This is a genomic window from Ideonella sp., from assembly GCF_044358605.1.
GTDB lineage: Bacteria > Pseudomonadota > Gammaproteobacteria > Burkholderiales > Burkholderiaceae_C > Ideonella.
The window spans coordinates 48,517-73,331 of record NZ_JBIKNQ010000015.1 but is presented as its reverse complement, the minus strand read 5'-3'; the positions used below and the strand labels follow the sequence as shown (position 1 = coordinate 73,331).

General features: G+C 62.9%; 22 protein-coding genes. 8 read left to right on the top strand and 14 right to left on the bottom strand.

The features are described from left to right. The first annotated feature begins 7 nt into the window (after nt 1-7). The 3 genes from nadA (at nt 8) to ACIQ3Q_RS07690 (ending at nt 2,429) form a co-directional block, all read left to right on the top strand. Nucleotides 8-1,123 (top strand): quinolinate synthase NadA, encoded by a 1,116-nt coding sequence (gene nadA, locus ACIQ3Q_RS07700; RefSeq protein WP_396268444.1) that lies wholly within the window; start codon nt 8-10, stop codon nt 1,121-1,123. 13 nt (nt 1,124-1,136) lie between these two features. Beyond that, nucleotides 1,137-2,006: a carboxylating nicotinate-nucleotide diphosphorylase gene (nadC, locus tag ACIQ3Q_RS07695; protein ID WP_396268443.1), complete on the top strand. Its 870-nt coding sequence runs from the start codon at nt 1,137-1,139 to the stop codon at nt 2,004-2,006. A 138-nt stretch (nt 2,007-2,144) separates the two neighbouring features. Next, nucleotides 2,145-2,429 carry a late competence development ComFB family protein gene (locus tag ACIQ3Q_RS07690; RefSeq protein ID WP_396268442.1) on the top strand — a complete coding sequence of 95 codons (285 nt, stop codon included), beginning with the start codon at nt 2,145-2,147 and terminating at the stop codon, nt 2,427-2,429. An 8-nt stretch (nt 2,430-2,437) separates the two neighbouring features. On the opposite strand, the gene ACIQ3Q_RS07685 is transcribed toward ACIQ3Q_RS07690, so the two are convergent. The 12 genes from ACIQ3Q_RS07685 to ACIQ3Q_RS07630 form a co-directional block, all read right to left on the bottom strand. After that, nucleotides 2,438-3,595 (bottom strand): HD-GYP domain-containing protein, encoded by a 1,158-nt coding sequence (locus ACIQ3Q_RS07685; RefSeq protein WP_396268441.1) that lies wholly within the window; start codon nt 3,593-3,595, stop codon nt 2,438-2,440. Nucleotides 3,596-3,604: 9 nt separating this feature from the next. Continuing rightward, a complete protein-coding gene (nadB, locus tag ACIQ3Q_RS07680) occupies nt 3,605-5,311 on the bottom strand; it encodes an L-aspartate oxidase (RefSeq protein WP_396268440.1) in 1,707 nt (568 codons plus the stop codon). A 52-nt stretch (nt 5,312-5,363) separates the two neighbouring features. Continuing rightward, complete coding sequence (gene clpB / locus ACIQ3Q_RS07675; protein ID WP_396268439.1) at nt 5,364-7,964, bottom strand: ATP-dependent chaperone ClpB; 2,601 nt, start codon at nt 7,962-7,964, stop codon at nt 5,364-5,366. 98 nt (nt 7,965-8,062) lie between these two features. Next, nucleotides 8,063-8,545 carry a flavin reductase family protein gene (locus tag ACIQ3Q_RS07670; protein WP_396268438.1) on the bottom strand — a complete coding sequence of 161 codons (483 nt, stop codon included), beginning with the start codon at nt 8,543-8,545 and terminating at the stop codon, nt 8,063-8,065. A gap of 113 nt (nt 8,546-8,658) precedes the next feature. Continuing rightward, nucleotides 8,659-9,015 (bottom strand): fluoride efflux transporter CrcB, encoded by a 357-nt coding sequence (gene crcB, locus ACIQ3Q_RS07665; RefSeq protein ID WP_396268456.1) that lies wholly within the window; start codon nt 9,013-9,015, stop codon nt 8,659-8,661. A 19-nt stretch (nt 9,016-9,034) separates the two neighbouring features. Next, nucleotides 9,035-9,517 carry a molybdenum cofactor biosynthesis protein MoaE gene (locus tag ACIQ3Q_RS07660; protein ID WP_396268437.1) on the bottom strand — a complete coding sequence of 161 codons (483 nt, stop codon included), beginning with the start codon at nt 9,515-9,517 and terminating at the stop codon, nt 9,035-9,037. Nucleotides 9,518-9,521: 4 nt separating this feature from the next. Continuing rightward, nucleotides 9,522-9,773 (bottom strand): MoaD/ThiS family protein, encoded by a 252-nt coding sequence (locus ACIQ3Q_RS07655; protein ID WP_396268436.1) that lies wholly within the window; start codon nt 9,771-9,773, stop codon nt 9,522-9,524. 10 nt (nt 9,774-9,783) lie between these two features. After that, nucleotides 9,784-10,173, bottom strand: coding sequence for an MAPEG family protein (locus tag ACIQ3Q_RS07650; protein ID WP_396268435.1), 390 nt, complete (start codon nt 10,171-10,173; stop codon nt 9,784-9,786). Between the two features lie 63 nt (nt 10,174-10,236). Continuing rightward, nucleotides 10,237-11,481, bottom strand: a complete 1,245-nt coding sequence (glp, locus tag ACIQ3Q_RS07645) for a gephyrin-like molybdotransferase Glp (RefSeq protein WP_396268434.1) — start codon at nt 11,479-11,481, stop codon at nt 10,237-10,239. Between the two features lie 9 nt (nt 11,482-11,490). Next, nucleotides 11,491-12,903, bottom strand: a complete 1,413-nt coding sequence (gene thrC, locus ACIQ3Q_RS07640; protein WP_396268433.1) for a threonine synthase — start codon at nt 12,901-12,903, stop codon at nt 11,491-11,493. A 17-nt stretch (nt 12,904-12,920) separates the two neighbouring features. Then, on the bottom strand, nt 12,921-14,231 hold the full coding sequence (locus ACIQ3Q_RS07635) for a homoserine dehydrogenase (RefSeq protein WP_396268432.1): 1,311 nt from the start codon (nt 14,229-14,231) through the stop codon (nt 12,921-12,923). Between the two features lie 55 nt (nt 14,232-14,286). Further along, nucleotides 14,287-15,516 carry a pyridoxal phosphate-dependent aminotransferase gene (locus tag ACIQ3Q_RS07630; protein WP_396268431.1) on the bottom strand — a complete coding sequence of 410 codons (1,230 nt, stop codon included), beginning with the start codon at nt 15,514-15,516 and terminating at the stop codon, nt 14,287-14,289. A gap of 100 nt (nt 15,517-15,616) precedes the next feature. Between ACIQ3Q_RS07630 and ACIQ3Q_RS07625 the strand changes: the two genes are divergently transcribed. The 5 genes from ACIQ3Q_RS07625 (at nt 15,617) to moaA (ending at nt 20,455) form a co-directional block, all read left to right on the top strand. Beyond that, nucleotides 15,617-15,991 carry an Mth938-like domain-containing protein gene (locus tag ACIQ3Q_RS07625; RefSeq protein WP_396268430.1) on the top strand — a complete coding sequence of 125 codons (375 nt, stop codon included), beginning with the start codon at nt 15,617-15,619 and terminating at the stop codon, nt 15,989-15,991. A 121-nt stretch (nt 15,992-16,112) separates the two neighbouring features. Continuing rightward, nucleotides 16,113-16,589, top strand: coding sequence for a peroxiredoxin (locus tag ACIQ3Q_RS07620; RefSeq protein ID WP_210807173.1), 477 nt, complete (start codon nt 16,113-16,115; stop codon nt 16,587-16,589). Between the two features lie 186 nt (nt 16,590-16,775). Then, complete coding sequence (locus ACIQ3Q_RS07615; protein WP_396268429.1) at nt 16,776-18,449, top strand: PhoH family protein; 1,674 nt, start codon at nt 16,776-16,778, stop codon at nt 18,447-18,449. A gap of 329 nt (nt 18,450-18,778) precedes the next feature. Beyond that, on the top strand, nt 18,779-19,279 hold the full coding sequence (locus ACIQ3Q_RS07610; RefSeq protein WP_396268428.1) for a C40 family peptidase: 501 nt from the start codon (nt 18,779-18,781) through the stop codon (nt 19,277-19,279). 51 nt (nt 19,280-19,330) lie between these two features. Beyond that, on the top strand, nt 19,331-20,455 hold the full coding sequence (gene moaA / locus ACIQ3Q_RS07605; protein ID WP_396268455.1) for a GTP 3',8-cyclase MoaA: 1,125 nt from the start codon (nt 19,331-19,333) through the stop codon (nt 20,453-20,455). A gap of 28 nt (nt 20,456-20,483) precedes the next feature. Here moaA and ACIQ3Q_RS07600 read toward each other — a convergent pair whose 3' ends face one another. Together ACIQ3Q_RS07600 and ACIQ3Q_RS07595 are read right to left on the bottom strand one after the other, a co-directional pair. Beyond that, nucleotides 20,484-23,558 (bottom strand): efflux RND transporter permease subunit, encoded by a 3,075-nt coding sequence (locus ACIQ3Q_RS07600; RefSeq protein WP_396268427.1) that lies wholly within the window; start codon nt 23,556-23,558, stop codon nt 20,484-20,486. Nucleotides 23,559-23,565: 7 nt separating this feature from the next. Further along, nucleotides 23,566-24,789 carry an efflux RND transporter periplasmic adaptor subunit gene (locus ACIQ3Q_RS07595; RefSeq protein ID WP_396268426.1) on the bottom strand — a complete coding sequence of 408 codons (1,224 nt, stop codon included), beginning with the start codon at nt 24,787-24,789 and terminating at the stop codon, nt 23,566-23,568. Nucleotides 24,790-24,815: the final 26 nt, after the last annotated feature.

Genomic DNA, 24,815 nt, shown 5'->3' with positions numbered 1-24,815 from the left:
CCCTGACATGAGCACTTCCACCAGCTACGAGTACACCCGGCAAGACGCCACGGGCAGCAGTTGCACCGTGCAGGCCTGGGCCAAAGTACCGCCCGCCCTGAGTAGCGCGCAGAAGACTGAGTTGATCGCCAAGGCGCGAGCCTTGCTTCAAGCGCGCAACGCCGTGTTGGTGGCGCACTATTACGTGGACGGCGATTTGCAAGACTTGGCCTTGGCCACAGGCGGCATCGTCGCCGACTCCCTGGAGATGGCACGCTTTGGCCGAGACCACGCAGCACAAACTTTGGTGGTGGCCGGTGTGCGCTTCATGGGCGAGTCCGCCAAGATTCTGTCGCCTGAAAAGCGGGTGCTGATGCCTGACCTAGACGCCACCTGCTCCCTGGACCTGGGCTGCCCGCCCGACGACTTTGCGGCCTTTTGCGATGCCCACCCAGACCGCCAAGTGGTGGTCTATGCCAACACCAGTGCCGCCGTGAAGGCCCGCGCCGACTGGATGGTCACCAGCTCTTGCGCTTTAGCCATCGTCAAGCACCTCAAAGACAGCGGCCAAAAAGTGCTGTGGGCACCGGACCGCCACCTGGGCCGCTACATCCAACAAGAAACCGGCGCCGACATGCTGCTGTGGAACGGCGCCTGCATCGTTCATGACGAGTTCAAAGGCGCAGAGCTAGAGTTGCTGAAGGCCCAACACCCGGAAGCCATGGTCTTGGTGCACCCGGAGTCGCCTGAGAGCGTGGTGGCCTTGGCCGATGTGGTGGGCTCAACCTCGCAAATGTTGAACGCAGTGGTGAACGGCCAAGCCCGTGAATACATCGTGGCCACCGACAACCTGATCATGCACCGCATGCGCCAACTTGCCCCGGGCAAAGTGCTGATCGAAGCACCGACTGCGGGCAATGCAGCGTCTTGCAAGAGCTGCGCCCATTGCCCTTGGATGGCCATGAATGGCCTGCAAGGTGTGGTGGACTGCCTGGAGCACGGCCATGGCGAGATCCAGGTCGACGCGGCCCTGGGCCAGCAAGCTCAGGCCTGCATCACGCGCATGCTCGATTTTGTGAAGGCCAACCCGGCCGCCCTGGCCCCCAAGGTCCAAGGCATGGTGCGCGGCATCGGTGCCGCTTGACGTGAAAGAGCCTATGTTCGACACCAACGAAACCCTGGAACAAGCCCGCGAACGCAATGTGCGCGACGCGCTGATGGAAGACATTGGCCAAGCCGACTGGACCAGCCTGCTGGTGCCTCAACACCAGCGCGTGCAAGCCCGTGTGGTGGTGCGTGAAACCGCCGTGCTCTGTGGGCGTGACTGGTTTGACGCCTGTGTGCTGGCACTGGACCCCGAGGCACAGGTCCGCTGGTTCCACGACGAGGGTGCCGAGATGGCGGCCAACACGCCGGTGTGCCAGATCGAGGCCCAAGCCCGAGCCCTGCTGTCTGCCGAGCGCCCTGCCCTCAACTTTTTGCAATTGCTCTCAGCCACCGCCACCGTCACACGCCGCCATGTGCAGGCCATTGCAGGCGCCTCGCCCAACCCACGTGGCTGTGTGGTGCTGGACACCCGCAAGACCTTGCCCGGCTTGCGCCAAGCGCAAAAGTACGCGGTGCGGGTCGGTGGCGGTCACAACCAGCGCTTGGCGCTCTGGCATGGCATCTTGATCAAAGAGAACCACATCGCAGCGGCAGGCAGCATTGCAGCCGTTTTGGCCAATGCGGCAGCCCTGAACGCAGGCGTGGACATTCAAATTGAAGTAGAGAGCTTGGCGCAGTTGCAAGAAGCTCTGGACGCAGGCGCCACCAGCGTCTTGCTGGACAACTTCAAGCTCAGCCAAATGCGCGAGGCCGTGGCGCTGAACGCGGGCCGCGCCCTGCTCGAGGCCTCGGGGGGCATCACCCTTGAAGGCTTGCACCATATCGCCGCCACAGGTGTCGACCGCATCTCCATCGGCAAGCTCACCAAAGACGTGCTGGCCACCGACTACTCCATGCGCGTGCTAGGCCCCGTGGCCTGAAGCCAAGCTTCACCTCCGCAAATCGCAGAAAAGCCCGTTTCTAGCGGGCTTTCTGTCGTTTGCAGGCCGAGCCCCCGACGGGCAGACTGTGGAGATCTCAGCACTCAAGGGGCTGGCCGATGGGCTGGCTGGCGCGTCATGGACATAGCCTCCATTCACAACTGGTTCGAGAAAGTGGTCTTCGCCGCTGTGTTGGAGCACGCCAGGCACTTCCCCCATCTCGAGGGCAATCACGACACCTTGGCTGACATTGCCTGCGTGGCCTTGAATCGACTGCCCCCGCGATACATCCGCCACGAAGTGGACTTAGCCTTTTACCAAACCGAGCACGAGCGCACCGAATCTGAGCGAGCAGTGCTCGAATCCGTCGAGTTTGCGTTTGGCTTTGTGCAGGCGCGCAATGCCATGCGGGCACGCACCTGACTTGGGCTTCAGGCGAAGATGTAGCCGTAGACCCGCTCGGGCAAGACGCGCGTTAGGCTTTGGCGTTCCGTGTGCGGGCCGAGCACTGCAAACTGCGGATCACTGGTATCGCGCACATGGGTTTCGACCACCGGCTTGCCTTGGCGATTGGTCAAGGTCGCCACCTTGGGCGTCGTGGCACTAGGCCCGCGCCGCACCACCACGCCCACTTCCCCGCTTTTCAGGTCCACCAAGTCGCCGGGTGGATACAAGCCGAGGGCCTTGATCAAGCCCGCCGCTATGGGACCGCCGCGCTCGTCTTGAAACAGTTGCTTGGCCGCCGCTTGTAGGTTCATGGCCGGACGAAACGCCCGAGGGCTGATCTTGGCGGTGAAGACATCTGTCACTCGCAGTGCGTGCGCCAACTCGCTGATCTCGGTCAAGCCCGACGGATACCCCGTGCCATCCGGCCGCTCGTGGTGCTCACGCACCGCCACCAGCCAGGCTTCATCTTGCACGCCAGCGGTACGCAAGAACTGCTCGGACGCCTGCGGGTGGGCTCGGATTTGATCGATCTGCTTGGTGCTCGGCGGGTCTTGCTGCTGCGCCATACGCGCCTGCAGCTCCAGGGTGGAGACGTCCATCGTCAAGGAGGCACACAGCAAACTGGCGGTTTGGCCAATGGGCCAACCCAGTTGTCGCGACAGCACCATGCCAATCGTGGCTGTGTGCAGGGCATGCAACAGGGCATACAGAGCATAGCGCGGCTCGTTCTGACGAATGGTCATGAACAGCGCCACGTCCGTGTCTCGGCTGATCAACTGCGCCAAGCGCAGCGCAAGTGCATTGATGTCGGCGGCACAGGCTTGACCCGCCAGCACCTTGCGCAGCACCGCGTCCAGCTCCCAGATCTTCTTCTCCCACAGGTCGAAGATCGACTCCTTGCGCAGCACAGCCGACCGCGCAGGCGCTTGGTCTTTGTAGCGCTCCTTGAGGGCCTCAACTTCGTGGGTATGCGCCCAAGCCCCACGCGCCAAAAGCATTTCCAACTGGGTTTCGCTCACGATGCGCTGCCCAGAGGCCAACAGCAAGCGATCAAACTCGTCCATCACATCGAAGGGCAGCGCTTCGCCCAGAACGATCAAGTCTTTGACCGAAGCCAGCGGAGTGCGTTGAACGTCACTCATGCAAGCTCCTCAGCGCGGCAAGCTTCGCGCTTCGCGCGTCAAGACGGTCGGGAAGCTCACCGGCAGCGTGTGCGGGAAGTCGCGACTGAAATGCAGGCCACGGCTTTCGTGCCGCAGCAAGCCCGAGCGCACGATCAACTCGGCGCAAACCACCAAATTGCGCAGCTCCAGCAAATCGCGTGTCACGCGGAAGTTGGCGTAGTAGTCGTCGATCTCACCCTTGAGCAGCTGAATGCGGTGCAAGGCCCGCTCCAGCCTGCGCGTGGTGCGCACAATGCCCACATAGTTCCACATCAACAGCCGCAGCTCGTCCCAGTTGTGGGCGATCACCACCTGCTCATCGGCGTCTTCCACCAGGCTTTCGTCCCAGGAAGGCACCGCCGCCGTGGCAGCTGCGGGCGTCTTCAAAATGCCATTGGCGCAGGTGCGGCCAATGACCACACACTCCAGCAAAGAGTTGCTGGCCAGGCGGTTAGCACCGTGCAGGCCGGTGTAGGTGGCTTCTCCCACCGCGAACAAACCGGGCAAATCAGTGCGGCCAGACAGGTCCGTCACCACACCACCGCAGGTGTAGTGGGCTGCCGGCACCACCGGAATCGGCTGCTTGGCGATGTCAATGCCCAAGCTCAGGCAGCGTGCGTGAATGGTGGGGAAGTGTTCTTTGAGGAAGGCCTCGCCCAAGTGGGTGGCATCCAGCCACACATGGTCCACACCATGACGCTTCATTTCAAAGTCAATGGCGCGCGCCACGATATCCCGGGGCGCCAACTCGGCCCGCTCATCATGCGCAGGCATGAAGCGTGAGCCGCCCACGCCGCCTGGCAGCCCCTCGGGCAGGCGCAGCACAGCGCCCTCCCCGCGCAGCGCCTCGGTGATCAAGAAGCTGCGCTCCTGGGGGTGATACAGACAGGTCGGGTGGAACTGGATGAACTCCATGTTCGCCACCCGGCACCCTGCACGCCAGGCCATGGCAATGCCATCGCCCGTCGCGGTCTCAGGGTTGCTGGTGTAACGATAGACCTTGCCCACCCCGCCGGTGGCCAAGACCACCGCACGCGCGGGCAATGTCTCGACCCGCTGGACCGCGATGTCCAAGGCGTAAACGCCATAGCAGCGCGGGCCTTCTTCAGGCTGGCCAACATGGCGCGAGGTGATCAGGTCCACCGCCATCCAGCGCTCGCGCAGCGTCACCAGCGGGTGCGCCTGAGCCTTGGCCAAGAGCGAGTCGTGAATGGCCTTGCCGGTGGCGTCTGCGGCATGGGCAATGCGGCGTACGGCATGGCCGCCTTCACGCGTCAGGTGCAAGCCCAGCGGGCCATCAGGGTCTGGCGAAAACGGCACGCCTTGGTCCACCAACCAGCCCACGGCCTGGGCGCTGTTGGCGGCAATGAAGCGCGCGGTTTGCTCGTCCACCAAGCCAGCGCCGGCGTCCTGGGTGTCACGGACATGAGACTCCACGCTGTCGTCCGAACCCAGCACACCCACGATGCCGCCCTGGGCCCAGGCGGTTGCGCCCTCGCCCAGATTGCGCTTGGCCAGCACTTCCACCCGCTGCCCTTGAGACGCCAAATGCAGCGCCACCGTGAGCCCTGCCAAACCAGCGCCTACGATGACCACCGGCAAGGCACCGGAGGCATCGAGGGCATCCGACGAAGTGGCGGCGGTGGCGAGCGATGGGGGCGAGTTCGAGGTCTCAGGGCCAGGCGTGGAAGTCATGCGCTCCTTCGGTCTGCGGTGCGTGTGAAGTGCGCGGATTGTAGGGGTGCCCTCAGTGCACGATCCGCCCGAAGTTGAACTCGCCATCCAACACAGTGATGGGCACCACATCCTTCGGGCCAAAGCGGCCTTCCAGCACCAGGCGCGCCACCGGGTTCTCGATGCGTTGCTGAATGGCCCGCTTCAGCGGACGCGCCCCAAACACCGGGTCGAAGCCTACTTTGGCAATCTCGGCCAAGGCTTCTGGCGAGACGTCCAGGCCCATGTCCATCTTGGCCAAGCGCGACTCCAAGATCTTCAACTGGATCTTGGCAATCTCTTGGATATTGGCTTCATCCAGCGCATGGAAGACCACCGTCTCATCAATGCGGTTGAGGAACTCAGGGCGGAAGTGCTGCTTGACCTCGGCCCACACGGCCTCGCGGATCACAGAGGTCGGCTGGCCCGACATCTGCATGATCATCTGCGAGCCCAGGTTGCTGGTCATCACAATCACCGTGTTCTTAAAGTCCACCGTGCGCCCTTGACCATCCGTCAAGCGGCCATCATCCAGCACCTGCAACAGCACATTGAAGACATCCGGGTGAGCCTTCTCGACCTCATCGAGCAGGATCACGCTGTAGGGCTTTCGGCGCACGGCTTCCGTCAAGGTGCCGCCCTCGTCATAGCCCACATAGCCCGGCGGCGCACCGATGAGGCGGCTGACGCTGTGCTTCTCCATGAACTCGCTCATGTCGACGCGGATCAGGTGCTCCTCGCTGTCGAACAAGAAGCCCGCCAAAGCCTTGCACAACTCGGTCTTGCCCACGCCTGTGGGGCCTAAGAACAAGAAGCTGCCCAGAGGGCGGTTCGGGTCTGAGAGGCCTGCACGCGAGCGCCGGATGGCATCGGCCACGGCCACGATGGCTTCCTCTTGGCCGACCACACGCTCGTGCAGCTTGCCTTCCATTTTCAGCAGCTTCTCGCGCTCGCCTTGCAGCAGCTTAGAGACCGGAATGCCGGTCGCCCGCGCCACCACTTCGGCAATCTCTTCGGCGCCCACCAGCGTGCGCAAGAGTTGCGGACGCTGGCCCTCTTTGGCCCCCGCAGCCTTGCCAGACTCTTTGGCCTGTGCCTCTTTGAGCTTCTTCTCCAACTCGGGCAGCTTGCCGTACTGCAGCTCGGCCACTTTGTTGAAGTCGCCCTTACGCTTCCATTCCTCAATCTGAAAACGGATACGGTCAATCTCTTCCTTGACCTGGGCCGAGCCTTGCGCTGCGGCCTTCTCAGACTTCCAGATTTCTTCGAGGTCAGCGTACTCGCGGTCCAGCTTGACGATCTCTTCTTCGATCAGGTCGAAACGCTTTTGCGAAGCTTCGTCTTTCTCTCGCCGCACGGCCTCGCGCTCGATCTTGAGCTGAATCAGACGTCGATCCAGCTTGTCCATGACCTCTGGCTTGGAGTCGATCTCGATCTTGATCTTGGCCGCTGCCTCATCGATCAGGTCGATGGCCTTGTCAGGCAAGAAGCGGTCGGTGATGTAGCGATGACTCAACTCGGCCGCTGCCACGATGGCGGGGTCGGTGATCTCCACCCCATGGTGGACTTCGTACTTTTCTTGCAGGCCGCGCAGAATCGCAATCGTGGCCTCGACCGTGGGCTCACCCACCAGCACCTTTTGAAAGCGGCGCTCCAGCGCGGCGTCCTTCTCCACATACTTGCGGTATTCGTCCAGCGTGGTGGCGCCAATACAGTGCAGCTCACCCCGCGCCAGAGCGGGCTTGAGCATATTGCCGGCATCCATGGCGCCTTCACCTTTGCCTGCGCCCACCATGGTGTGCAACTCGTCAATGAAGAGGATGATGCGGCCTTCGTCCATGGCCACTTCTTTGAGCACGACCTTGAGCCGCTCTTCAAACTCGCCACGGTACTTGGCACCAGCCAAGAGACCCGCCATGTCCAGCACCAGCACGCGCTTGTTCTTCAGGGTGTCGGGCACTTCGCCATTGACGATGCGCTGCGCCAAACCTTCGACGATGGCCGTCTTGCCCACGCCCGGCTCACCGATCAGCACCGGGTTGTTCTTGCTGCGGCGCTGCAGCACCTGAATGGCGCGGCGGATTTCGTCGTCGCGGCCAATCACCGGGTCGAGCTTGCCTTGGCGGGCGCGCTCGGTCAGGTCCAGGGTGTACTTTTTGAGCGCCTCACGCTGCCCTTCCGCCTCGGCGGAATCGACAGTTTGCCCACCGCGCACCGCCGTGATCGCGGCCTCTAGCGCCTTGCGGGTCAGGCCGTGTCCGCGCACCACAGCGGCGATGTCGCTCTTGGCATCCGCCAGGGCCAGCAAGAACATCTCGCTGGCTATGAACTGATCCCCGCGCTGGCCCGCCTCTTTATCCGCCTGTTGCAGCAACTGCACCAAGTCTCGGCCCGCTTGCACCGCCCCGCCGCCCTGCACACTGGGCAAGGCGCTATTGGCCGTCTCCATGGCCGTCTTCAGGGCTGCAGTGTTGGCGCCGGCACGGTCCAGCAAAGCCTTGGGGCCATCCGGCTGTGCCAGCATGGCGGCCAGCACATGGCTGGGTTCGATGTAGGGGTTGTCGCGAGCCACAGCAAGGCTTTGAGCCTCAGAGAGGGCTTGCTGAAAGGCCGTGGTGAGTTTGTCGAGACGCATGGTGAATGTCCTCCAATGCGTCTGAGATGAGGCGCTGGCGGCCGCTTTTCAAGACCTCCCGCCGCTCACATCTCTCTCAAGCTTGATGCAGCGCAAACTCAGAGCACACGGCCCAAATGCCGGTAATGCCCGGCCTGGAACACCAAGGGGGGCACCTCTTGCTCTTGCAAGCGCAGGATGCGGCCCACAAACAGCTCGTGGTCGCCCACCGTGATGCGTTGCTCGGTCACGCACTCAAACACGGCTGCGGCCTGGGCCAACACCGGCGAGCCGCCCTCGCCTGCGGACCACTCGCCTTCCGCGAAACGGTCGGGTGTGGGGCTGGCGAAGCGGCGCGATAGGGGCATTTGCGCCTCGGCCAAGACATTGACGGCGAAATGACCGGCTTCGATGAAGGCAGGGAGCGCTTGACTGCTGGTGCGCAAGGACCACAGCACCAAGGCCGGGTCCAGCGACAGCGAGCTGAAGGAGTTGACGGTCAGGCCAACGCGCTGGCCCTTGGTGTCCAGACAGGTGACGATGGTGACGCCGGTGGCAAAGCGACCGAATGCGCTGCGCAGCGCGGCGGGATCAATGGGCATGGGAGGTGAATGTTAGTGCCAAGCCGGCCTGTCTATGTCGGCCGGTCTCAAAGACCGTGAAGCAAGGCCAGGGAAAAAGTCGCAAGGGCTGAGGCCAGGGTACAGGCCGTGCATCAGGCCCAGCACTGGCGGCCCAGCCACCACCCCACGGCCACGGCCAACAGGGCGCCCAGCACATGGGCCAAGCTGTGCAGCAGGGCGAGCCCCGCATCACCCCGCAAGAGCAGGCCCAGCGATTCGGCCGAAAAGGTGGAAAAGGTGGTCAGGCCACCCAGGCCGCCGGTGACGAGCAACAGCCACAAGGCTTCATTCGGATACCGCTCGAACCACACCAGGCTCAGGCCGATGAGCAAGCCGCCCACCACATTCACCGCCAGAGTGCCCGCCGCAAACGGCAGCGCCAAAGGGTTGAGCCACAGGCCCACGCGCCAGCGCAGCACCGCGCCCAGCGCGCCACCCAGGGCCACCATGGCGCCTAGGCGCAGGGTGTCAGACACCCGCGTTGCTCGCCGCAATGCCCCAGCGGGCCAGCGCCGCGTCGTCACTGACGCAGGCATCGACCCAGCGGGCGCTGCCATCCGACAAGGTTTCTTTCTTCCAGAACGGCGCTTGGGTCTTGAGGTAGTCCATCAAGAACTCACAGGCTTGGAAGGATTGACCCCGATGGGCAGAGCTGACCGCCACCAACACGATCTGATCCAAGGGCTGCAGCACGCCCACGCGGTGAATGACCCGCGCGGCGCGAATGTCAAAGCGATTCAGCGCTTCATCGATCATGGCCTCAATGGATTTCTCGGTCATGCCGGGGTAGTGCTCCAGCTCCATCACGCTGATGCCTTGGCCCTCATTGCGGTCACGCACCGTTCCCAAGAAGGTGCACACAGCGCCGACCGCCGGGTCAGCGGCTCGCAGCGCAGCCACCTCGGCACTGAGGTCGAAGTCCTCGGTTTGAATGGAGACGCGTGGCGCCATGGTCTCAGCCCCCTGTCACGGGTGGGAAAAAGGCCAACTCGTCGCCGTGCTCCAAGGGCTCGGTCTCCGAACAGGCGGTTTGATTGCGCGCCGCACGCAGTGCGCGCCCGCGCGCCAGGGCCTGCGCAAAGGGCTCACCGCGTGCCAGCAGCGCATCACGCGCTTGGCCCACGGTGCTGCCCTCGGGCAAGTCAAGGCTGCCCTCTGCTCCCAAGGCCTCACGCAAAGAGGCAAAAAATTTCAGTCGAACCTGCATCTGTAGTCACTCAGGCTTGTTGGGTAGCCCGCACCGCACCCACGAGCCCTGCAATCAACAGGCCGACGATAGGCACATAACTCAGCAAAAAACCCAAGCCCCGGCTGGGCGGGTTGGTGATGTAGGCCTTGAGGTAGAGCAAGCGCCCCAGCAGGTAGACCAAGCCTGCGCCTGCAACCCACTCAGGGGTCCAGTACTTGGCCGCCAACCACAAGCTAGGCAAGAGCACAGGCAGCAACTCCAGCGTGTTCATCTGCACGCGATAGAAACGCTCAAACATCTCATCACCGCTGGTGGCCGGCGCTTGCACACCATATTTGCCGCGCGCTCGCCCCACCAACATGCCAAAGGCCAAGTACTGGGCCACGGCCAGCAACATCACAGCTTCAACCCATGCCATCAAAGGCTCCTTTAGTGATCACCACATAGCCCGCCAGGGTGGGGCCTTGGCTAAACGTTCAAATCAGCCGGCCGTCAACAAACCCAGCGGCAAGAAGCGCACGGTATCACCAGCGGCGATGGCTTGCCCACAAGGGTTATCGACCAAGCCGTCGGCCCACACCGCCGAGGTCAAGACGCCCGAGCTTTGGTTGGGGAAGAGCTCCACACCACCTTGTGCGTTCAGCCGCACGCGCAAGAACTCTCGGCGCTTGTCCGGCTTGGGCCAGGCAAAGTCTGCCCGCACCGGCAGGCTGGCAGGCAGGCGGCACGGTGCGCTTTGCAAGCCACGCAGCAGGGGTGCCACCGCCAAGACAAAGGTCACAAAGCTGGACACCGGGTTGCCGGGCAAGCCCATCAGCAGCGCTTCACCCGCGCCCGAGGCACGGCGAATGGAGCCAACGGCCAGCGGCTTGCCCGGTTTGATGGCCATCTGCCAGAGGTCAATACGCCCCTCGGCCTGCGCAGCGGGCCGAAGGTGGTCTTCTTCGCCCACCGACACGCCGCCGGAAGTCAAGATCAAATCGTGCTCGGCGGCCGCTTGACGCAAGGCCTCGCGGGTCGCGTCCAACCGGTCCGGCACGATGCCCAAGTCCGTCACTGTGCACCCGGCAGCTTCCAACAAGCCCCGCAAAGTGAAGCGGTTGGAGTTGTAGATGGCACCGGGCTTGAGCGGCTCACCGGGCATCACCAGTTCATCGCCGGTCGAGAACAAGGCCACGCGGGGGCGACGCACGACGCTCAAGCTGGCGGCGCCCACGGAAGCCGCCAAGCCCAAAGCCTGAGGCGTTAGGCGCTGTCCGGCTGTCAAGACCACTTGGCCATGGGACACATCCTCGCCGCGCCGACGAATCCATTGGCCCAGGGCGGGGACGACGCCCACTTTGACCTGGGTGCCACCGTCAGCGTCGAGGGCCTCGCACTGCTCTTGCATCACCACGGCATCGGCACCGGCGGGCACCTGTGCCCCGGTGAAGATCCTCGCCGCCGTGCCGGGCTGCAAGGGCTGACCCACCACACCGGCCGGGATGCGCTGGCTGATGGGCAGCACGGTGCCAACCGCTGACACATCGGCGACGCGCATCGCGTAGCCGTCCATCGAGGTGTTGTCAGCGGGCGGCACATCCAGCCCGGAGGTGACAGGCGCGGCCAAGATGCGGCCCAACGCGGAGAAGGTGGAGATCGTCTCTACCTCGCTCAAGCGGTGTTGCTGAGCCACCTCGCCCAGGCGGGCCAAGACCTCGTCAAAATCCAGCAGGGGTGCGCGCATGTCTGAGCCTCAGTCGCAATGCGTGCGAACGTATTGCTTGATCACTTCGGCCTGCGGCGGCACCACGGTGAAGCGCTTGGGCAAGGCTTCAATGCCCTCCAAGCCTGCAGGGCGGCTCGGCTCGCGGCCTAAGGCCTCATGGATGGTGGCCGCAAACTTGGCCGGCAAGGCCGTTTCCAGCACGATCATGGGCACACCTGCTTCGACCCGCTCAAACGCCACCTTGACGCCGTCGGCCGTGTGGGTGTCCACCATGTCGCCAAAGCGCTCGTAGGTGCTGCGGATCGTGGCCAAGCGGTCAGCGTGGGTGCTGCGCCCGGACTGAAAACCGTAGCCTGCAATGGCTGCGGTCTCTTCGGCCGTCAGACTGAACACGCCCTGCTTGGCCAGCGTCGGGCCAAACAGCTCGGCCGTGCGCGCGCCGTCGCGGCCCAGCAGGTCGAACACAAAGCGCTCGAAGTTGCTGGCCTTGGAGATGTCCATGGACGGGCTGGAGGTCTCGTGCGTCTCGGCACTGCCGCGCACGCGGTAGGTCCCGGTGCGGAAGAACTCGTCCAGCACGTCGTTCTCGTTGGTCGCCACCACCAGTTTGGCAATGGGCAAGCCCATCATGCGCGCGACGTGACCGGCACAGACGTTGCCGAAGTTGCCCGAGGGCACGGTGAAGCTGACCTGCTCCGCGTTGCTCTGCGTGGTCTGGAAGTAGCCGGCAAAGTAGTACACCACCTGGGCCAGCAAGCGCGCCCAGTTGATGGAGTTGACGGTGCCGATCTTGTACTGGCGCTTGAAGGCCAAGTCGTTGGACACGGCCTTGACGATGTCTTGCGCATCGTCGAACACGCCTTCCACCGCCAGGTTGTGGATGTTGGCATCTTGCAGGCTGAACATCTGCGCCTGCTGGAACGGACTCATGCGGCCATTGGGGCTGAGCATGAACACCCGCACACCCTGCTTGCCACGCATGGCGTATTCAGCCGCACTGCCGGTATCGCCACTGGTGGCGCCCAAGATATTGAGCTGCTCGCCGCGCCGCCCCAGTTCGTACTCGAACAAATTGCCGAGCAACTGCATGGCCATGTCCTTGAAGGCCAAGGTCGGGCCGTTGGAAAGCGCCTCGATCAGCACGCCCGAGTCACCCAGGCGGCGGACCGGCACGATCTGCTCGCTGCCAAACACCGCCGGGGTGTAGGTCTTGTGGACCAAGGCCTTCAGGTCGGCCGCAGGGATGTCGTCAATGTAGAGCGACAAAATCTCGAAGGCCAGGTCGGCGTAGCTTAAGGCCCGCCAGCGGGCCAAGGTAGCCGCGTCCACTTTGGGGTAGCTGACGGGCAAGTAAAGCCCGCCATCGGGGGCCAAGCCCTCGAGCAGGATTTCGCAAAAGCGGCGCTGGGTCTGGTCGCCCCGAGTGCTGATGTACTTCATAGGTGCACGCTCGGCGATCAGGCCAGCTCCTCCTTGCGGATGGCCACGATGGGGGCCAGCACGGTGGTCAAGGCCTGCATGCGGGCGAGCGCTGTGCGCATCTGACCTTCGATGGTGTCGTGGGTCAGGATGATCAAATCCGTCTGCTTCTCGCCATCCTTGCTTTCGCGCTGCAGCACGGCGTCGATGGAGATGCCGTTCTCGGCCAAGATGGTGGTGATGCCCGAGAGCACGCCGGCTTCGTCGGCGACTGTCAAACGCAGGTAGAAGGCCGTTTGCACTTGCTCGATCGGCAAGATCGGGGTGTCGGCCAGCGAATCGGGCTGGAAGGCCAGGTGCGGCACGCGGTGCCCCGGGTCGGCCGAGGCCAGGCGGGTGATGTCCACCAGGTCCGCCACCACGGCAGACGCGGTGGGCTCAGAGCCCGCGCCCTTGCCGTAGTAGAGCGTGGTGCCCACAGCATCGCCCTGCACCACCACGGCATTCATCGCGCCTTCGACATTGGCGATCAGGCGCTTGGCCGGCACCAGCGTGGGGTGTACGCGCAACTCTATGCCGTTGTCACGTCGCTTGGTGATGCCCAGCAGTTTGATGCGGTAGCCGAGTTGCTCGGCATAGCGGATGTCGGTGGCGGACAGCTTGGTGATGCCTTCCACGTGAGCCTTGCCAAACTGCACCGGCACGCCAAAGGCGATGGCGCTCATGATGGTGGCCTTGTGGGCGGCATCCACGCCTTCAATGTCGAAGGTGGGGTCGGCCTCGGCATAGCCCAGGCGCTGGGCCTCTTTGAGCACCACCTCAAAGTCCAGGCCCTTGTCCCGCATCTCGGACAAGATGAAGTTGGTGGTGCCGTTGATGATGCCGGCAATCCACTCAATGCGATTGGCCGTCAGGCCTTCGCGCAGCGCCTTGATGATGGGGATGCCCCCGGCCACCGCAGCCTCAAAGGCCACAACCACGCCCTTGGCGCGGGCGGCTGCAAAGATCTCGCTGCCATGCACGGCCAGCAAGGCCTTGTTGGCGGTGACCACATGCTTGCCGGCGGCAATCGCCTCGAGCACCAGAGTCTTGGCAATGCCGTAGCCGCCGATCAACTCGACCACGATGTCGATGTCGGGGTTGGCAATGATCTCGCGGGCGTCGCTCACCACTTTGGCCGCGTCGCCCACGATGCTCTTGGCGCGCTCGACGTCGAGATCGGCCACCATGGTGACTTCAATCCCCCGGCCGGCACGGCGCAGAATTTCTTGTTGATTGCGCTGCAGCACCTTGAAGGTGCCCGAGCCAACCGTACCGATGCCCAAAAGGCCAACCTGGATGGGGTTCATGTCACATCACTCGCAAAACACAAAACAAAAGCAATAAGAGACCCGCACAGCACGCTCAGGCGTGTTGCTTGCGGTAGCTCTCTAGGAAGCGGGCAATCCGGCCGATGGCATCGGTCAGGTCGTCCGCATTGGGCAAGAAAACAATGCGGAAGTGATCCGGCGTGGGCCAATTAAAGCCCGTGCCTTGCACGATCAGCACCTTTTCTTCAGCCAGCAATTCATAGGCAAACTGCTGGTCATCCTCAATGGGGTAGAGCTTGGGGTCCAAGCGCGGGAACATATAGAGCGCCGCCTTGGGCTTGACCACGCTCACGCCGGGAATGGCGGTGAGCAGTTCATAGGCCAGGTCGCGCTGCTTGCACAGGCGCCCACCCGGAGCCACCAAATCTTTGATGCTTTGGTAGCCGCCCAAGGCAGTTTGGATGGCCATCTGACCCGGGGTGTTGGCACACAGGCGCATCGAGGCCAGCATGTTCAGCCCCTCGATATAGTCTTTGGCGCGCTTCTTGTTGCCAGACACCACCATCCAACCCGCGCGATAGCCGCAGGCACGGTAGTTCTTGGACAAGCCGTTGAAGGTCAAGAACAACACGTCGTCGGCCAAAGAGGCGATGCTGGTGTGCGTCTCGCCGTCGTACAGCGTTTTGTCGTAAATCTCGTCGGCAAAGACGATGAGCTGGTTTTGCCGTGCAATCTCGACAATGCCTTGCAGCACGGACTCTGGGTACAAAGCACCCGTGGGATTGTTCGGGTTGATCAAAACAATGGCTTTGGTGCGCGAGGTCACCTTGGCCCGCATATCGTCCAGGTCCGGCATCCAGCCGCTCTCTTCGTTGCAGCGGTAATGCACCGGCGTGCCGCCCGACAAAGAAACGACGGCGGTGTAGAGCGGGTAGTCCGGCGAGGGAATCAGCACCTCATCGCCGCCGTCGAGCAGCGCGTTCATGCTCATGGCGATCAACTCAGACGCGCCATTGCCCAGGTACACGTCATCGACGGTGACGCCCTGAATGCGCTTTTCTTGGCAGTAATGCACCACCGCCTTGCGCGGTGCAAACAAGCCCTTGGAGTCGGTGTAGCCCGCCGCGACCGAGGTGCTGAGGTTGCGGATCATGTCTTGCATGATCTCGTCCGGCGGCATCAAGCCAAACGCAGCCACATTGCCGATGTTGAGTTTGATGATCTTGTGACCTTCATCCTCCATCTGGCGGGCCTTGTCCAGCACGGGGCCACGGATGTCGTAACCCACATTGGCCAGCTTGCTGGACTTCGCGATCGGTTTCAAAACCTGCTCCCTCTCAAGGACACCTGGGGTGCCGCAAAATGCTGCGGCGCAAAAACCTATAATTTAACCTGTTCAACCGAGGCTGGCCGCAGGAGCGTTCGTGAAATTCCAACCCGATCACCTGGATGGCGTCAACGCCATCGGCCGCCTGGAGTCTGGCCGCATCTTCGTCCACCAAACCCCCTTCACCCACAGTGTGCTGGTGCCATGGGTTGGCGAAGCTCAAGCCTGGCCCTTCAAGGCGGCCCAAGACCTGCGAGAAGGCGCGTTTGACGCCGTCTTGGCCTGGAAGCCCGAAGTGGTGATTTTTGGCAGTGGTGAACGCCTGCAGTTCATCTCGCCTAGCCTCTATCGCGCGCTGATCGAGGCGCGAATTGGCTTTGAAACCATGGACACGGCGGCGGCTTGTCGCACCTACAACGTGTTGGTCAACGAGGGGCGGCGCGTGGTCGGCGCCTTCATTCTGGAAGCCTGACCCCCTAAAAAGAGACGGCCCAGAACGCCCCCGACAGCGCGCTTCATCAGGAGGCCTGTCGGTAACCGCCTATAATACTCGGTGATGCCTCTTCGGGGCGACAGCCTAAGACACGACCCTCATGACGCCAGCGCTGAATAAATCTCTCCCGGAAATCGAAGCCCAGGCGACTGGTGGTGTGAAGTTCACACCCCAGGCATTCCATGGCAAGACGGTAGTGCTGTATTTCTACCCCAAGGACAATACCCCTGGCTGCACCACGGAAGCCATGCAGTTCCGCGACCAACACAAAGAATTTGTGAAGGCCGGTGCGGTGGTGTTTGGCGTGTCGCGAGACAACATGGCTTCGCACGACAAGTTCAAGCAAAACCTTGAGCTGCCCTTCGAGCTGATTGCCGACACCGAAGAAAAGCTCTGCCACATGTTTGGCGTGGTCAAGAACAAGATCATGTACGGCAAGAAGGTCAAGGGCATCGAGCGCTCAACCTTCTTGATTGACGCCAAGGGCGTGCTGCGCGCCGAGTGGCGTGGCATCAAAGTGGCGGGCCACGTGGACGAAGTTCTCAAGGCCGCCCAAGACCTCAAAGCCACGGCCTGAAGCCGACTTGGCACCGCACAAAGCCGACCTCGCGTCGGCTTTTTTGCATCTGAGCGGAACTGACATCTCCGATGTGCATAATGGGTCCATGCCCAAGTGCATCGCGCCTTCCTCCCACACCAGAGCCGCCCAGTTCCCTGCGCGGCTTTTTTGTGGCTGATTGTCTTTACCGACTGCTGTACGCACATGCCTCTGCCCAAAGCACCCGCCTCCAAAGCCGCCACCCTGCCCGCCTCTGCCTTTGAAGCTCAGCTCAAGCCCAAGGCCCCCAAGTCGCCCCGCAAAGCCCCCACGCCGACTAGCCGCGATCTGCCTGAGATGGCAGCGCCCGCCCTCGCCGCTGCTGCGCCACCGGCGCCTGACGCCAGGTCACAGGCCGCTGCGGGCCGCTCCAACTTGCCGGTCAAGGCCGTCAGCGCTGCGCCCCTGCGCCCTACAGCGCAGCCCAAGCCTCGCAAAGTCCGCTCTACCGGCCCGGCCAAGCTGTTTGTGCTGGACACCAATGTGCTGATGCACGACCCGATGTCGCTGTTCCGCTTTGATGAACACGATGTCTACCTGCCCATGATCACGCTCGAAGAGCTGGACGGGCACAAAAAGGGCATGAGCGAGGTGTCGCGCAATGTGCGGCAAGTCAGCCGGGAGTTGGATGCCCTGGCCGCTGACAGCGGCACGGACCCCTCAGCAGGCATCCCTTTGGCCAAGACCGGCCACAAAGATGCTGGTGGCAAGCTGTTCTTCCAGACCACGTTTGTCGAGTTCAAGCTGCCCGCGGGCCTGCCCCAAGGCAAGGCCGACAACCAGATCCTCGGTGTGGTGCAAGCCCTGCGAGAGCTGCACCCAGGCCGTGAAGTGGTGCTGGTGTCCAAAGACATCAATATGCGCATCAAGGCCCGCGCCTTGGGCTTGGCCGCAGAAGACTACTTCAACGACAAAACGCTGGAGGACGGTGACCTGCTCTACACCGGCGTCATGGCCCTGCCCGCCGACTTTTGGGACAAACATGGCAAGGACGTAGAGAGCTGGAGCCAAGCGGGCTTCACCTACTACCGCATCAGCGGGCCGCTGGTGCCCTCGCTGATGATCAATCAGTTTGTCTACCTGGAGTCTGCCGACGAGGCGCCGCTCTACGCGCGGGTGACTGAGATCACGGGCAAGACGGCTGTGCTCAAGACGCTGCGCGAGTACATCCATGCCAAGAACGCGGTGTGGGGCGTGACGGCGCGCAACCGCGAGCAAAACTTTGCGCTGAACTTGCTGATGGACCCGGAGTGCGACTTCATCACCCTCACCGGCACCGCAGGCACGGGCAAGACGCTGATGACATTGGCGGCCGGATTGGCCCAGGTGATGGAGGATCGTCGCTACAGCGAAATCATCGTCACCCGTGTGACCGTGCCGGTGGGCGAAGACATTGGTTTTCTGCCGGGCAACGAAGAAGAAAAAATGGGCCCGTGGATGGGCGCTTTGGACGACAACCTGGAAGTGCTGGCCAACAGTGACAGCGGCTCCGGCGAATGGGGCCGTGCCGCCACCAATGACCTGGTGCGCAGCAAGATCAAGATCAAGAGCTTGAACTTCATGCGGGGTCGCACCTTCTTGAACAAGTTTGTGCTCATCGACGAAGCGCAGAACCTGACGCCCAAGCAAATGAAGACCCTGATCACCCGCGCAGGGCCTGGTACCAAAATCGTCTGCCTGGGCAACCTGGCGCAGATCGACACGCCTTATTTGACCGAAGGCAGTTCAGGCTTGACCTATGCCGTCGACCGCTTCAAGGGCTGGCCGCATTCAGGCCACGTCACCTTGGCCCGCGGCGAGCGCTCTAGGTTGGCCGACTACGCCTCTGAGGTGCTCTGAAGCCGCATCCAGCCCTGCCTTGGCACGCTCGCGACACCCAGGCAGGGAGGGTGTGAACAATTCCGCTGACTGTGGCGCATCGCCACCGGCACATCAATATCAATGCCAAGTCCTTGAATTTAATGGATTTTCAGGTTGACAGCGCTTGTCTCCCCCCCTATCCTGCACCGGTGATTCGACGACTCAGTCCCCCTTCGTCGCCCTTTTCGGGGGCTTTAAGACTCCTGGTTGTGCTGTGCAGCTTGCATGCAGCAGGGGTTCACGCCGCCCCTGAAGGGCTGCCGTCGGCCCCCGCTGCGGCGGCGTCTTCCACGGTGGTAGACCCGGTCATGCGACTGCTCGAAGAGCGGGGCTTGATTGAAGCCGGCCGCTCACCTGAGATCGTGCGCCAAGTGCGCGACACCGCGTCAGACATGGTGATGACCGCGATGAACTTCATCGGCGTGCGCTACCAGCGCGGCGGCAATTCTGCCGAAACGGGTTTCGATTGCTCAGGCTTCACCCGCCATGTGTTTGAGAACAGCATTGGCTTGGTGCTGCCCCGTCGGGCGGATGAGCAGGCCAACTCGGCCGGTTTGCTGCGCATCGAGATGGAGAACCTCAAGCCCGGTGATTTGGTGTTCTTCAACACCATGCGTCGCGCCTTCTCGCACGTGGGCATTTATGTGGGCGACGGCAAGTTCATCCACTCGCCTCGCACGGGCTCCTCGGTGCGTGTCGAAGACATGCGCCAAGCCTATTGGGTCCAGCGCTTCAACGGTGCACGCCGTGCGCCGCAGATGCAAGCCGAGTTACCCCGAGGTGTGGTCCCCGCCACCACAACGCCTTAATCGACTGGGGCCGCTGGTCTTGGCGCAGGCGCCGTGCAGCACAATTCGGGCATGGGCGAAAAAGTCATTCTGATCTCCGATGAGCGCCAGGCCACGAGCCTGCCCATCACACCTGCCACCACACTACCAACCGATGGCCTGCTGGCCGATGCCTTGGGCAGGCCCCTGCGTGACCTGCGCATTTCGGTGACCGACCGCTGCAACTTCCGCTGCAGCTACTGCATGCCCAAAGAGGTCTTTGACAAGCACTACACCTTTTTGCCGCATGCCTCCTTGCTGAGCTTCGAGGAGATCACCCGCACGGCCGCCCAGTTTGTGCGCTTGGGTGTCACCAAGCTGCGCCTGACCGGCGGCGAGCCCCTGCTGCGCAAGAATCTCGAAGTGCTGATCGCCATGTTGGCCGATCTGCGAACGCCCGATGGCGAGCCCTTGGACATCACGCTCACCACCAATGGCTCCTTGCTCAAGCGCAAAGCGCAGATGCTGAAAGACGCTGGGCTCAGGCGCCTGACGGTGAGCCTCGACGCGCTGGACGACGCCATCTTTCAGCACATGAACGATGTGGGCTTCCCCGTGGCCGATGTGTTGGCGGGCATTGATGAAGCGGTGGCCGTGGGCTTGGGGCCGATCAAGGTCAATATGGTGGTCAAGCGTGGCACCAACGACCATGAGATCGTGCCCATGGCCGGCTACTTCAGAGAGCGGTACGGCGCCAAAGTGGTGCTGCGCTTCATCGAGTTCATGGACGTGGGCGAAACCAATGGCTGGCGCATGGACGATGTGCTGCCCTCGGCCCAGGTGATGCAACGCATTCATGCGCACTGGCCACTGGCGCCGGTGCAAGCCACCGCCACCGGAGAGACCGCCGAGCGCTGGCGCTATCTGGACAACCAAGGCGAGATTGGCCTGATCTCCAGCGTCACCCAGGCCTTCTGTCGCGACTGCAACCGTGCCCGCCTGTCCACCGAAGGGCAGCTCTACCTGTGCTTGTTTGCCTCGCAAGGCTATGACCTGCGCAGCTTGCTGCGGGGCGGCGCCTCAGACGAAGACCTGCAGCGCGCCCTAGCAGGCATCTGGGCCCAGCGCCAAGACCGCTATTCAGAGCTGCGCGGCGCTGGCGCCCTGCCCGCCTCACCCGGCGGCCGCCGGGTGGAGATGCACTACATCGGCGGCTGAAGGCCGCCGCTGCCCCCTCACTGCACACTTAATGTGCGCTGATGGGCGTATCGACCTCCGGCTCGGTGTTCTCGCCCGGCACGCGTTTGCGGGCCATCAAGGTGTAGAGCGTGGGCACCACAAAGATGGTCAGCAAAGTGCCCACCGACATGCCGCCCACAATCACCCAGCCGATCTGTTGACGGCTCTCTGCACCGGCCCCGGTGGCCAGGGCCAAAGGCAATGCGCCCAAGACCATGGCGCCGGTGGTCATCAAGATAGGGCGCAACCGCAAAGAAGAAGCCTCCACCACCGCGTCATGCACAGAGCGCCCTTGCTGGCGCAGTTGATTGCTGAACTCCACAATCAAGATGCCATGCTTGGTGATCAAGCCCACCAACGTGATCAAGCCAATCTGTGAATAAACATTCAGCGTCCCTCCCGTCCACTGCAGCGTCGCCAAAGCGCCCACCATGGACAAGGGCACGGACAGCAAAATGACCAGCGGGTCGACAAAGCTCTCAAACTGCGCGGCCAGCACCAAGAAAATGAACGCCAAGGCCAGCACAAACACCAGGCCCAAGGCGCCGCTGGAGGCCTTGAACTCGCGAGAGACACCGTTGAGCTCGGTGGCATAGCCCGGCTTCAAGAGCTTGCTGGCCGTGGTGTCCATGAAGCTCAAGGCCTCACCCAAGGAATAGCCAGGTGCCAGAGAGGCGGTCAGCGTGACAGAGCGGCGTTGGTTGAAGTGGTTCAACTCGCGCGGGCTCACGGCTTCACGCACCGTCACCAAAGAGGCCAGCGGCACCATCGCGTCACCCCGGCCCTTCACGAACAAGCGTTCAATGTCTTGGGGCGTGCTGCGGCCGCTTGGCACCGTCTGCACGATCACATCGTACTGGTCCGCGTCGCGCTTGTAGCGGGTCACATTGCGGCCGCCCAGCATGGTCTCCACGGTGCGCGCAATGGTTTCCACGCTCACGCCCAAATCGGCGGCGCGTTCACGGTCCACTTCGACAAACACCTCGGGTTTGTTCAAACGCAAGTCGCTGTCGGGTTGCTGCAGGCCTGGGTTCTTGGCCATCTCAGCCAGGAACTGCTGGGTCACACTGGCCAAGTTGGCATAGCTGTCGCTGGTGACGATCAGGAACTCCACCGGCCGGGCTCTGAAGCCCTGGCCCAAGCTGGGCGGCGTGATGGGAAAGGCCGTGACGCCCGGCAAGCTGGACACTTGCGGCTGCAGCAAGCGCGCCAACTCTTGGGTGCTCCGCGTGCGCTCCGTCCAGTCTACCGTCCGCAAAAAGGCTGCGCCTTGGGTGACCGACGGGTTGCCAGCAAACACAAACACCCGATCAAACTCAGGGTAGCCCTGCGCGATGCGCTCCACCACGTCCAGATAACGGGCGGTGTAAGGCAGGGTCGCGCCATCCGGTGCGGTGATGGGCAAGAAGATCACGCCCCGGTCTTCCACGGGGGCCAACTCACTCTTGGCTTGATCAAACAACCAATAGCCGCCGCCCGCACTGGCCAACATGACCACCACCACCAGCCAACGCTGGCGCAAGCTGGCCTTGAGCAACATGGCATAGCCGCTTGCCACGCCCTGCAGGAGCCCTTCCATCTTGCGGTCAAACCATCCGGGTTTGGGGTTGTGGCGCAACAGCAAGCTACAGAGCACCGGCGTGAGGGTCAGGGCCACGAAGCCCGAGACAATCACAGCCCCCGCAAGGGTCAAGGCAAACTCGGTGAACAGGCGCCCAATACGGCCCGGCGCAAACGCCAAAGGGGCGAACACCGCGGCCAGCGTCAGCGTCATGGCCACCACCGCAAAGCCGATCTCGCGCGCACCCCGCAAGGCCGCTTGGAATGGTGCCATCCCCTCTTCAATATGCCGGAAGATGTTCTCCAGCACCACGATGGCATCGTCCACAACCAAGCCGATGGCCAAGACCAAGGCCAGCAACGTGAGGGTGTTGACGGTAAAGCCGGCCAGTGCCATCAGCGCAAAGCTGCCGATCAGGCTGATGGGGATGGTGACCAGCGGAATGATGGAGGCCCGCAGCGTGCGCAGAAAGGCGAACACAATCAGCGCCACCAGCACCACGGCCTCCACCACCGTCTTGTAGACGGCCTTGATGGAGCGGTCGATGAAGATGGAGTTGTCGTTGGCCTGCTGCACCGTCACCGACTTGGGCAGGTCTTGCTGAATGCGGGGTAAGAGGTCACGCACCCCCTGCGATACATCCAGCGGGTTGGCCGTGGCTTGGCGAATCACACCCAAGCCCACCGAGGACACCCCATTCAGGCGCACCCGAGAGCGTTCGCTGACCGCCGCCTCCTCGATGCGCGCCACATCCTCCAAGTGCACTGAGAAGTTGTTCTGCGACTTCAAAACCACGCGCTTGAATTGCTGCACGGTGTTGAGGTCGGTACGCGCCGTCACACTGAACTCACGCAACTGGCTCTCGATACGGCCGGCAGGCACCTCTAAGTTCTGACGACGCAAAGCGTCTTCGACCTCTTGCACCGTCAAGCCATGGGCGGCCAGGCGGTCAGCGTCCAACCAGACCCGCATCGCAAACTGTCGATCACCATTGATCTGCACATCGGCCACGCCCGGCACGGTTTGCAGCCGCGGCCGCACCACCCGGTTGACCAGATCAGTCACCTCCAGCGCCGACAAGGTCTCGCTGGTGAAGGCCAACCATAAAGTGGGCTGGGCATCGGCCTCGACCTTGGCGATCACTGGCTCCAACACCGTGGAGGGCAGTTTGCCCCGCGCGCGCGCCACACGGTCGCGCACCTCGGCGGCCCCGTCATCCGGGTCTTTGCTGAGCTTGAATCGGACCGTGATCTGGCTTTGCTCAGAGCGCGAAATCGAGGTCAAGATGTCGACACCGTCAATGCCGGCAATGGAGTCCTCCAAGGGCTTGGTAACCTGGGACTCGATGACCTCGCTGGAGGCGCCCACCAAGCGCGTGGAGACGGTGACCACTGGCTCGTCAATGCGTGGGTACTCGCGCAAGGGCAGGCGCTCATAGGACACCAGCCCCACCAGCACCAAAAGCAGGGACATCACGGTCGCAAAGACCGGGCGGCGAATGGAGACGTCAGACAGCTTCATGGCGCGCTCAGCGTGATGCGCCAGAGGCAGGTGCAGCAGCCGCCGAGGCGCCCGAGGCCGCCCCTGCAGCCGGTTTCCCTGCCTGCGGGCCACGACCCAGTTTGGCCAAGTCCACCACGCGCACAGGCTGCTTGTCACCCCGCTGCAAGCGTGTTTGGCCGGCCGTGATCACCTGATCGCCTGCGCTCAAGCCCTCCAAGATTTCTACCTTGCCAGGGATGCGGGCACCGACCTTGGCTTCTAGGCGCTGCGCCTGGGCTTGCTCGCCCTCTTGCACCAACTTAAAGATCACTTGCTTGCCGCCCACCGGCACCAAGGCTTCCTCGGGTACGAGCAGCACTTGGCTGCGTTTGTCCAGCACCAGCTTGACGCGGGCAAACATGCCGCCCTTGATCAAGCCCTTGGGGTTGTCCAGCTTGGCCCGCACCTGCACCGAGCGTGCGGCGGTGTCCACCTGCGAGTCAATGGCCTGCAACTGAGCGGTCCAGCTTTGGCCGGCCAAACCATCAAAGCTCAGCTCCACCGGCAGGCCAATCTTCAGGCGATGGCTGATGGCCTCAGGCACGCGGAAATCCGCCCACACTTGGCTGGTGTCGTCCACATTGAGCAGGTCCACGCCATCCTTGATGTGGTCGCCGACGCCCAGGTTGCTCAGGCCGGCCACGCCGCTGAAGGGCGCCAGCACCCGCATGCGGTCGACTTGGGCGCGCGCCACCGCCACTTGGGCTTGCGCCACTTGCAGCGCAGCAGCATTTTGATCGACCGCGCTTTGGCTGACAAAGTTTTGGGCCAGCAGCTCACGGCTGCGTTGCAAGTTGGTGCGGGCGATTTGCGCCTGGGCTTCGGCCTGCTGCCATTGCGCTTGTTGCAGCGCATCGTCGAGCTGCACCATGACCTGACCAGCCTTCACCCCCTGGCCTGGCACAAAACCCAGTGCCTTGACGCGCCCAGCCACCTCAGAGCGCAGCATCACACTGCGCACAGCACGCAAGGTGCCCACCGCCGTCACGGCATCTTCCAGGGGGGCCAATTCGACCTTGGCCACTTCCACCGCAGCCGGCCCACCGGGGCCGCGGCCCGGGTTGCCCGCAGCGGGCTTGGCGGGCCCGCTGGCTGCTGCCGAAGCCGCCGCTGGTGAACCGGACGCGCCCATGCGCTGGGACATCCACCAGCCTCCGGCGGCCACGCCGACCAAACCCACCACCGCAATTACCTTGTGCCATGTGCTCACGACAGACCTGCTACTTTCGTCTGATG